Annotated in this window: 7 protein-coding genes, 1 tRNA gene and 1 pseudogene; 4 read left to right on the top strand and 5 right to left on the bottom strand. The window is 35.7% G+C overall.

The features are described 5' to 3' along the window. Nucleotides 1-192: 192 nt before the first annotated feature. The 4 genes from RMO83_RS06965 to RMO83_RS06950 form a co-directional block, all read right to left on the bottom strand. Nucleotides 193-266: transfer RNA gene (locus RMO83_RS06965), tRNA-His, on the bottom strand. A gap of 63 nt (nt 267-329) precedes the next feature. Then, nucleotides 330-1,046, bottom strand: coding sequence for a bacillithiol biosynthesis deacetylase BshB1 (bshB1, locus tag RMO83_RS06960; RefSeq protein WP_310558954.1), 717 nt, complete (start codon nt 1,044-1,046; stop codon nt 330-332). Between the two features lie 42 nt (nt 1,047-1,088). Next, nucleotides 1,089-2,162 (bottom strand): isochorismate synthase, encoded by a 1,074-nt coding sequence (locus RMO83_RS06955; RefSeq protein ID WP_310558953.1) that lies wholly within the window; start codon nt 2,160-2,162, stop codon nt 1,089-1,091. Next, on the bottom strand, nt 2,162-2,599 hold the full coding sequence (locus RMO83_RS06950) for a PaaI family thioesterase (RefSeq protein ID WP_310558952.1): 438 nt from the start codon (nt 2,597-2,599) through the stop codon (nt 2,162-2,164). The genes RMO83_RS06955 and RMO83_RS06950 overlap by 1 nt, the downstream gene beginning before the upstream one ends. A gap of 129 nt (nt 2,600-2,728) precedes the next feature. Between RMO83_RS06950 and RMO83_RS06945 the strand changes: the two genes are divergently transcribed. The 3 genes from RMO83_RS06945 (at nt 2,729) to purL (ending at nt 9,216) form a co-directional block, all read left to right on the top strand. Continuing rightward, nucleotides 2,729-4,273 carry a right-handed parallel beta-helix repeat-containing protein gene (locus RMO83_RS06945; RefSeq protein WP_310558951.1) on the top strand — a complete coding sequence of 515 codons (1,545 nt, stop codon included), beginning with the start codon at nt 2,729-2,731 and terminating at the stop codon, nt 4,271-4,273. A gap of 82 nt (nt 4,274-4,355) precedes the next feature. Then, nucleotides 4,356-5,426 carry an endonuclease gene (locus RMO83_RS06940; RefSeq protein WP_310558950.1) on the top strand — a complete coding sequence of 357 codons (1,071 nt, stop codon included), beginning with the start codon at nt 4,356-4,358 and terminating at the stop codon, nt 5,424-5,426. Nucleotides 5,427-5,514: 88 nt separating this feature from the next. After that, nucleotides 5,515-9,216: a phosphoribosylformylglycinamidine synthase gene (purL, locus tag RMO83_RS06935; protein WP_310558949.1), complete on the top strand. Its 3,702-nt coding sequence runs from the start codon at nt 5,515-5,517 to the stop codon at nt 9,214-9,216. 69 nt (nt 9,217-9,285) lie between these two features. Here the strand turns inward: purL and RMO83_RS06930 are convergent, their stop codons facing one another. Beyond that, nucleotides 9,286-9,918 carry a porin family protein gene (locus tag RMO83_RS06930; protein ID WP_310558948.1) on the bottom strand — a complete coding sequence of 211 codons (633 nt, stop codon included), beginning with the start codon at nt 9,916-9,918 and terminating at the stop codon, nt 9,286-9,288. A 225-nt stretch (nt 9,919-10,143) separates the two neighbouring features. Here RMO83_RS06930 and RMO83_RS06925 point away from each other — a divergent pair. Further along, nucleotides 10,144-10,344: pseudogene (locus tag RMO83_RS06925) on the top strand (transposase); the annotation flags it as partial. Nucleotides 10,345-10,518 lie beyond the last annotated feature (174 nt).

The raw sequence follows: 10,518 nt of genomic DNA, 5'->3' as shown, positions 1-10,518 counted from the left end.
TATTTTGCCTAACATATTGCCACTTTTTTATACCGAAATATACACTTTTTGGCGATTTAAAAGTACTGTTTTCAACTGAATTTAATCACAAGTTATTAACAATCAAATTGTTAATTCATTTTTAAGGAATGACTATTTAGTACTAAAGTAAACAAAAAAAGCCCCGAATTTCTTCGAAGCTTTTGCATTCTGGGTGGCTGACCGGGTTCGAACCGGCGACCCTCGGCACCACAAACCAATACTCTAACCAGCTGAGCTACAACCACCATTTTTTAACGAGTGCAAATATAATACTTAAGTTTGCTTTTGCAAAGAAAAATTCCAAAAAATTATATCAAGTCGCTTAAACTATTGACTGCCAAATAGCGTTCAACGGTAAATCCTTCGGCATAATCAGTACCAATTAGTCTTCCCAAATCCTTAGGACGATAATTAAGGCTTTCCAAGAAATTCTTTGAAGCAATTGGAGTTTCTGGCTCGGTAGAATTGGAATTGTAAAACTGAGAACTGTAAGCTAATATAGACTCCACTCTTTTGTCATTAAAACCTGAAATATCCACCACAAAATCAGGTGTTAGGTTTTTCCACTGCATATAATGATAGACTAATTTGGGTCTCCAAGCTTCTTGTTTTATTCCATCAATTTCGGTTTCAATCTTTATTAATCCCGAGAGAAAGCAAGCATCTGAAACTAATTTACTGCCTTTTCCGTGATCGATATGACGGTCTTCAATGGCGTTGCAAATCACGACTTCAGGACGGTATTTGCGAATCATTTTAATAACTTGCAGTTGGTGTTCTTCGTCGTTTACAAAAAAACCATCACGCATATCGAGATTTTCTCTAACAGAAACACCCAATATTTTAGCAGCTGCAGCGGCTTCTTGATTTCTAATTTCGACTGAACCGCGAGTTCCTAACTCACCACGTGTCAAATCAATAATTCCTACTTTTTTTCCAAGCGCAATTTCCTTGGCTATGGTTCCACTACATCCTAATTCTACATCGTCAGGATGTGCACCGAATGCTAATATGTCTAGTTTCATTTTTTAAAATTTTAGATTTTAGATTTTAGATTTTAGAATTAATTACAACCTTACATCTAAAATTCTTTTCATCGTTGCCGATTTATTAATACTTTCCTCCCACTCTTTTTCGGGGATGCTATCTTTTGTGATGCCGCAACCCATAAATAAATGAGCTTTTGTCATTGCGAGTTTCGAAGCAACCTCAATTTCCATGCAGCGTAAATTTACAAACAAATCAGTTTGGTTTTGCACATTTAATTCTCCTAAAAAACCAGTGTAAAAAGTTCGATTGTAATTTTCATTTTCAAAAATAAATTCTTTTGCTTGTTGTTTTGGCAAACCGCAGACAGCGGGCGTTGGGTGCAATAATTGAATTACTTCTTTTAATCCAAATCCCAAATTCAAACTACCAGAAATATCCGTTTTGATATGCCATACAATTCCTGCTTTGATACTGTACGGTTTTGAAACTGTAATTTTTGAAGCGATATTTTGTACTTTATCAACAATATAATCCGTGACAAATTGTTGTTCTTCTCGTTCTTTTGTTGGCCAAGTTATATCATCCGAACCATTGTATTTTTGCGTTCCTGCCAAAGCAATAGTTTTAAAAAAGTTGTCCTCAGCTTTCAATAATTGTTCTGGAGTTGCACCCAACCACGTTCCAACTTTTGGATGATAAAAGCAATAAACAAAAGTATTGGGATACAACTGAACCAAATCACGAAATGCTTGGATTAAATCAAAGTTTTGCAAATCAACTGACTCTTTTCGGGATAAAACTACTTTCTTGAATTGATTGTCTTTTATGGCTTGAATACCTTTGCCAACCAAACCTTCAAAATTATTTTTATCAATTTCGACCTGAAAACTCCTTTTCTTCTCTTGAATTTGAATTTCCTTTTTTGGGAAAGCAGCATATATTAATTCGGACTTATTCTCTGGAATTATAACAGTTTTACTTCCATCAAATGAGGCAAAAACAAAGCCTTTTTCGGTAAAATCTGCGGTTTCAAATAGCGTATCGTTTTCCTGAAAAAAACCTATTACTTTATCGGAATTAGGTTTGCAATAGAGTACAAAGGGCAACTTTTGCTTGAAATGATTCTTGGATTTATCTGCTATAAACTCCATTATAAGCTTTTGCTTTTTCTCTTTGGCAAAACCATTGTTGTCAATTTACAAATTGAAATTAGAGATTGATTTTCGTCGGTTATGCGGATTTCCCACAAGTGAATACTACTACCTTGGTGAATAATTCTTGCTGTTGCTGTTACTATTCCATTGCGTTTTGCTTTGAGATGATTGGCAGAAATTTCAATTCCGCGAACTTCACTATGTTCGCCGTTTACAAATAAAAACGAAGCCGCACTTCCCACACTTTCGGCCAAAGCAACTGTTGCTCCACCGTGCAATAATCCCATTGGTTGGTGAACTGATGGATTTACTGGCATTGTCGCTACCAAAAAATCAGGTCCAGCATCGGTATATTTAATATTTAGCGTTTGCATCAAAGTGTTTTCTGAAATTGAATTGCAATAGTGAAGCATTTTTTCTTTGTCGAATGTCATTTATTTTGCTTTAAAACTGTAAATTTAGATAAAAGACAGTAAAAACAAATGTTAATCTAACTTCAAATTTTTATTTCTTTCGATAATTACCATTAGAATTTCCTATTTTTACAAAAAAAATCAATTAAAATGCGTCAGTTTACATTTTTGCTTTTTATTGGAATCCTTATCGCTCTTAGTTCTTGTCGAACAGATTTTGAAACTGTTGCAAGTTCTGGAGATTTAAAATTTTCAAGAGATACAATTTATTTAGATACTGTTTTTACTGACATTGGTTCAAGTACTTACATGCTGAAAGTGTACAACAATACCAAAAATGACATTACTATTCCAACAATAAAACTAGGAAAAGGCCTCAATTCAAAATACAGAATGACTGTTGATGGTACACAAGGAAATCAAGGAAAAATTTTTACTAACGTCGATCTTTTGGCCAAAGATAGTTTGTACATTTTTGTGGAAACTACTGCCAATATTGTCGATGCCAATCCAACCGATTTTTTATACACCGACCAAATTTTATTTGATGGCGGCACTAATCTTCAAAAAGTGGAATTGGTTACACTAATTCAAGACGCTATATTTCTTTATCCACAACGGTTTGATGATGGAACAACTGAAAGCTTATATTTAGGTGATGACAATGACGGAAAACCAATCAATATTTACGGTTTCTTTTTAGACGAAAATGACCCAATTCATGGCAATGAGTTAAAATTCACCAATAAAAGACCTTATGTCGTTTACGGCTATGCTGCAGTTCCCTCGGGAAAAACAGTCAGTTTTGACCCTGGAACAAGAGTCCATTTTCACGCTGATTCAGGGCTTATTTTGGCAAAGAACGCTTCTTTAAATGTAAATGGAACGACTTCTACTACCGATAAATTAGAGAATGAAGTGATTTTTGAAGGAGATCGTTTAGAACCGGATTTCTCGGATGTTCCCGGACAATGGGGCGCAATTTGGCTTACAGAAGGAAGTACCAATCACAAAATAAATCATTTGACCTTAAAAAATGCTGCAATTGGTCTGTTAATTCAGAACAATGACGGAACAACTGTTGACATCAAAAACACGCAAATTTATAATTCGTCTAATTATGGAATTTTGGCTCAAACGGCGAAAATTAGTGGCGAAAATTTAGTCATCAATAATGCAGGAGCAGCTGGTTTGGCTTGTACTTATGGAGGCGAGTATAAATTTTCCCATTGCACTTTCAATAATAATTGGTCAAGTTCTAGTCAAGTGGCAGTTTTATTGAATAATTACTACACTGGAGCAACTCCGGAAGTTAAAGATTTGAAGTCGGCTACTTTTAACAATTGTATCATTTATGGATCGTATTCCAATGAATTAATTTTAAAAAAAATGTCAGGTGCCACATTCGAATACCAATTTAATAATTGTTTGATTAAGTTCGATAATACTTCAAGCACATATATAAACGACCCTTTATATCAGTTCAGCACAGATACTGAACATTACAATGCAATCATTCAAAATGAAGACCCAAAATTCTTTAAAATAGCAGAAAACAAATTCAATATTGATGGAACTTCGGCAGCATTCAAGAAAGGAAATGCCAACGATCCTGTACCAAAAGATATTTTAGGAGTTCCGAGGTCTTCACCCCCAGATTTAGGAGCATATCAAAGCGATGATTTTCCAAAATAATTTTTATTTTATCATTCTAATTTTATTGTGCAATGAACTTTTGACTAATTTAGCAAATCAATTTTTTAACAATTAGCATTCAATGAAACTAAAGCTACTTTTAACCGCATTCCTTTTTTCTATAATTTCCTTTGCACAAATTCCAAATGGGTACTATACTACTGCAACTGGAACAGGATATACATTGAAAACACAATTGTACAATATAATAAAAGGTCATTTCGATAGAGGTTACGATGGACTGTATGTTACCTATCAAACCTCAGACAGGGATTATTATTATGAAAATGACGGAACCATTTTAGATATGTATTCTGAAAACCCAACTGGTGCTGACCCATATAATTATTCAACGTCAGATATAAAAAGATGTGGTAACTATTCTAAAGAAGGAGATTGTTATAATAGAGAACACATTATCCCACAATCTGTATTTGGTGAAAACACACCAATGGTGTCTGATGCTCACTTTATCCCGCCTACAGATGGCGTGGTAAACAATATTCGTTCAAACTTGCCACACGGCATAGTTTCTACTGTTTCTAAAACTACATTGAATAAAAGTAAACTAGGTTCCAGTGGAGTAGCTGGATATTCAGGAACAGTTTTCGAACCGATTGACGAATTCAAAGGCGATATTGCAAGAATGTATTTTTATTTTGCCACTCGTTATGAAAATACCGTTGCTGGTTACAGTTACACTATGTTTAATAAAACGAGTAATCAAGTGTTTACAGAAGCTTTTTTAAATATGTTAGTAACTTGGCACGAACAAGATCCAGTAAATGCTAGAGAAATTGCTCGTAACAATGCTATTTATGCCCGTCAAAACAACAGAAATCCGTATATAGACCATCCGGAATGGGTTCGAGCAATTTGGGGATCAGCTTTGGGTAAAGAAATCTTCGGTAATTTATTGGCAAATGTTTCTGTTTATCCAAATCCATCCAAGTCTAACAAGATCAATATTGAAACTGAGAGCGAACTTGACAAAATTCAATTAATCACTATCAATGGACAAATGGTACAAAAAATTGATCATCCAAAAGCAAATCAAAAAGTCTATACTCTAGAAAATCTGAAGCAAGGTGTATATTTTCTTAAACTAGATTCCTTTAATAAATCAATGACCAAGAAGGTCATCATAAACTAAACTTTAAGCGTCGCGATAAATATTGTACGCTTTTTTTTTAAGTCGTAATTGCTTAAATTTGCAGCACAATACAACAAACTACACAACAATGATTCATTTCTTTGAAAACCAAAGCAAGACCATCTTTGCAGTTCACACAAGCGAAAGCGAAATTTCGACCGAAAACATTTCAAAACTCAATTGGCTTTTTGCCGATTCTAATAAAATAGAAAAATCCGTGTTAACGGATTTTTTTGTTGGCCCTCGCGCCACAATGATTACACCTTGGAGTACCAATGCTGTGGAGATTACTCAAAATATGGGTATTTCTGGAATCATTCGAATAGAAGAATTTCATAAAGTTTCTGAAGATTTCACAGATTTTGATCCAATGCTTTCGCAAAAATATACTGAACTAAATCAAGATATTTTCACGATTCACATTCAACCTGAACCGATTTTGAATATTGACGATATCGCTGCCTATAATAAATCAGAAGGTTTATCATTGAGTGCTGAAGAAGTGGAGTATTTGGATAATTTGGCTACCAAATTAGGAAGGAAACTGACTGACTCGGAAATTTTTGCTTTCTCTCAAGCCAATTCAGAGCACTGTCGTCACAAGATTTTCAACGGAACTTTTGTCATTGATGGTGTTGAAAAAGAAACTTCTCTTTTCAAATTAATCAAAAAAACATCACAAGAAAACCCTAACGATATTGTTTCGGCTTACAAAGACAACGTGGCTTTTGTAAAAGGACCAAGAGTGCAACAATTCGCTCCTAAAACTGCTGACAAACCTGATTTTTATGAAATCAAAGAATTCGATTCGGTTATTTCTTTAAAAGCAGAAACACACAATTTTCCAACAACAGTTGAACCTTTCAACGGAGCTGCAACAGGTTCCGGTGGAGAAATTAGAGATAGATTAGCAGGAGGACAAGGTTCGTTGCCAATGGCAGGAACTGCGGTATATATGACTTCGTATTCTCGTTTAAACAAAAACAATCACGTTTGGGAAAATGGAATGAAAGAACGAAAATGGCTATATCAAACGCCTATGGACATTTTAATAAAAGCATCAAACGGTGCTTCTGATTTTGGAAATAAATTTGGACAACCGTTGATTACCGGTTCAATTCTGACTTTCGAACACGAGCACTTCGACGAGCTTAGTGTGACGGGTAGAAAATTGGGTTACGATAAAGTAATTATGCAAGCGGGCGGCATAGGTTACGGAAAATTAGATCAAGCGATTAAACACAAGCCAAAAGAAGGCGACAAAATCGTGATTCTTGGAGGTGAAAATTATAGAATTGGAATGGGTGGCGCTGCGGTTTCTTCTGCAGATACTGGAGCAATGAGTTCTGGAATCGAGTTGAATGCCGTACAACGTTCGAATCCTGAAATGCAAAAACGAGCTGCCAACGCCATTCGTGGTTTGGTAGAAAGCGACGACAATCCAATCGTTTCCATCCACGATCACGGAGCTGGAGGGCATTTGAATTGTCTTTCGGAGTTAGTAGAAGAAACTGGAGGTTTGATTGATTTGGATAAATTGCCCTTGGGTGACCCTACCCTTTCGGCTAAAGAAATTATTGGTAACGAATCCCAAGAAAGAATGGGACTGGTTATTGGCAAAAAAGATATTGATTTACTTCAGAAAATCGCAGATCGGGAACGTTCTCCAATGTATCAAGTGGGTGACGTAACGGCCGATCACCGTTTTACTTTCGAGTCAAAAAGTACGGGTTTAAAACCAATGGATTATGCTTTGGAAGATTTTTTCGGTAGTTCGCCAAAAACGGTTATGACGGACAAAACCATCAACTATAACTATCCAGCATTAGAATACGATGTAAAAAATATATCCACTTATTTAGAGCAAGTATTGCAGTTGGAAGCGGTTGCCTGTAAAGACTGGTTGACCAACAAAGTGGACCGTTGCGTGGGCGGAAAAGTAGCCAAACAACAATGTGCTGGGCCATTGCAATTGCCATTGAACAATTGTGGTGTAGTAGCTTTGGATTATTTAGGGAAAGAGGGAATTGCGACCTCAATCGGACATTCTCCAATCGCCTCTTTAATTGATCCAATAGCTGGAACAAGAACCGCTATTGCGGAAGCTTTATCGAATATTGTTTGGGCTCCAATCAAAGACGGAATGAAAGGGATTTCATTGTCGGCAAACTGGATGTGGGCTTGTAAAAACGAAGGAGAAGATGCTCGTTTGTACGCTGCTGTTGAAGCTTGTTCGGAATTTGCCATCGAATTGGGGATCAATATTCCAACAGGGAAAGATTCACTCTCAATGAAACAAAAATATCTGAATCATGAAGTTATCGCTCCTGGAACGGTAATTATTTCGGCTGGAGGAAACTGCACTGATATTCGAAAAGTCGTGGAACCTGTCTTGCAAAAAGACGGAGGTTCAATTTATTACATTAACTTATCTCAAGACGAATTTAAGCTTGGAGGTTCTTCATTAGCTCAAACTTTAAATAGCATTGGAAACGAAGCTCCAACGATTAAAGACGCTGCTTTTTTCAAAAATGCTTTTAATACGATACAAGAATTGATTTTAGACAATCAAATTATTGCTGGACACGATATTGGAAGTGGTGGATTAATTACCACTTTATTGGAAATGTGTTTTGCTGACCTGAACTTGGGAGCGAAAATTTCATTGGATAATTTTGAAGAAAAAGATTTGGTTAAAATTTTATTCTCAGAAAATATCGCACTAGTTATTCAAGCTAAAGAAGATTCTGTTTTCGAAAATAAATTAAATGCAAATGGAGTTAAATTCTATAAATTGGGACAAGTTGCCCAAAATAATTCAATACAAATCACTCACAACTCACAACTCTCGACGTATAACGTTTCGAAGTTAAGAGACCTTTGGTTTAAAACCTCTTTCTTATTAGACCAAAAACAAGCCAAAAACGGAACTGCTCAAGCACGTTTTGATAATTATGCAAGTCAACCATTAAAATTTGTTTTTCCAAAACATTTCACAGGTAAAGCTCCTAGCTCCCTCCCCTTCGGGGAGGGCCGGGGTGGGGCTCCAAAAGCAGCTATCATCCGCGAAAAAGGAAGCAACTCCGAGCGTGAAATGGCGAATGCGATGTACTTAGCAGGATTTCATGTGAAAGACGTTCATATGACCGATTTGATTTCAGGACGTGAAAATCTTGAAGACGTTCAATTTATTGGAGCCGTTGGTGGATTCTCGAATTCGGATGTTTTAGGTTCTGCCAAAGGTTGGGCTGGAGCATTTTTATACAACGAAAAAGCAAAAACAGCTTTGGACAATTTCTTCAAAAGAGAAGATACTTTATCAGTAGGAATATGTAATGGTTGTCAATTGTTTATGGAATTAGAATTGGTCAATCCGGAACACAAAGTACACGGAAAAATGTTGCATAATGATAGTAACAAACACGAAAGTATTTTCACATCGGTGACAATTCAAGAAAACAAATCGGTGATGTTATCTACTTTAGCCGGCAGCACTTTAGGAGTTTGGGTTTCTCACGGTGAAGGGAAATTCAATTTGCCAATGGGTGAAGAAAACTACAACATCGTGGGCAAATACGGGTATGACAGTTATCCTGCAAACCCCAATGGTTCTGACTTTAATACGGCAATGTTATGCGATACAACAGGTCGACATTTAGTAATGATGCCACATATTGAGCGTTCTACTTTCCAATGGAACTGGGCGTATTATCCAAAAGATAGAAATGACGAGGTTTCGCCTTGGCACGAAGCTTTCGTAAATGCCAGATTGTGGGTGGAGAAGCACTAAAACATAAATTTTATAAATAGAAAAAGCGCCTCTCTTGAGACGCTTTTCTTGTTTAAAGACTTTTTAAAATTAAAATTTATAACCCACCATTGCTTGATACCACATATTTTTATAACGTGGGGTTGAAGAATTTCCGTCACCTTCATTGGTTTTAATATCCCAGCCGGCTCTTATACCAAAAACTAGATTATCAACACTAATGTCCACTCCACCTGTTAAACCCATAACGTTTTTCGTGATGTCATTATTGTCGAACTCTTGTTGTTGGATTGCATTAATATTCCCACCTGTAAATTCGTCTTTTTGTTTCATCAAATACGAAAATTGAGGCCCGAATAACAAGGTTAGTTGTGTAATTGGTTTTACGGCAAATAAAATCGGCACATCAATAAATTCGGTAGTTCTGGTCAATTCATAAGTACTCCCGAAGTAGGTTCCTGAAGATTTAAATCCTTTTTGAGAATACAAAATCTCTGGCTGAATGCCAATGAATTTTCCAAATGGAATAGCTACAAAAGCCCCGGCTGCAAATCCAAATTTACCATCGGCAACAAAATTCTCGTTGTCAGAATCATACACATTTGAATAATTTGCACCTGCTTTAATACCAAAGGACAAAACATCTCGTTTGTCTGAAAATTGTGCGTAAGAATTAGCTGCTGCAATAGATACGAATGCAATCATTATGATTACTTTTTTCATTTTATTTTAATTTAAGTTATGTACGTATTATTAATTATAATGCAAAGATGAGGGGGTATTTGGGATTGTAGCTTATAGAATATTCAGTAAAAGTTATATAATTACCACAAATTTTTAATAGATATTCTAGAAACTAAACCATTATGACTAGAAGTCCATATTGAAAAGACAACAGATAAAATAATAGGCTTTGCCAAATTAGCCTAATGACGACAAAAAGTAAATCAATCCACTTTCAAATCATTCAATACAATATCACGAACGATAATCAATCACTACCACACAACATTAAAATATTTTGACAACAGAAGTACTAATGCCTCAGCAAAATCTATCAATGCCAAAATAAAAGCGTTTAGATCCCAATTCAGAGGTGTTAGAAATATTGAACTCTTCCTTGTTAGACTAACAAATGTTTATGCTTAATTTTTGTAACTCCACAGGTTTTAGGATTGATCCGTAGCATCTGCGCAGGCGGGCTTAACTACTCTGTTCGGGCTACATTTTATCTTATTTTTCTAAAAAAATAAAAATTGCTATTTCATCCTGTTTGTCATTCCGTAGGAATCTCCATTGTAGTTTGAGACTCTTACAGAATGA

Origin of the sequence: Flavobacterium sp., assembly GCF_031423415.1 — a bacterium.
GTDB lineage: Bacteria > Bacteroidota > Bacteroidia > Flavobacteriales > Flavobacteriaceae > Flavobacterium.
This window is presented reverse-complemented; position numbering and strand designations above follow the sequence as displayed.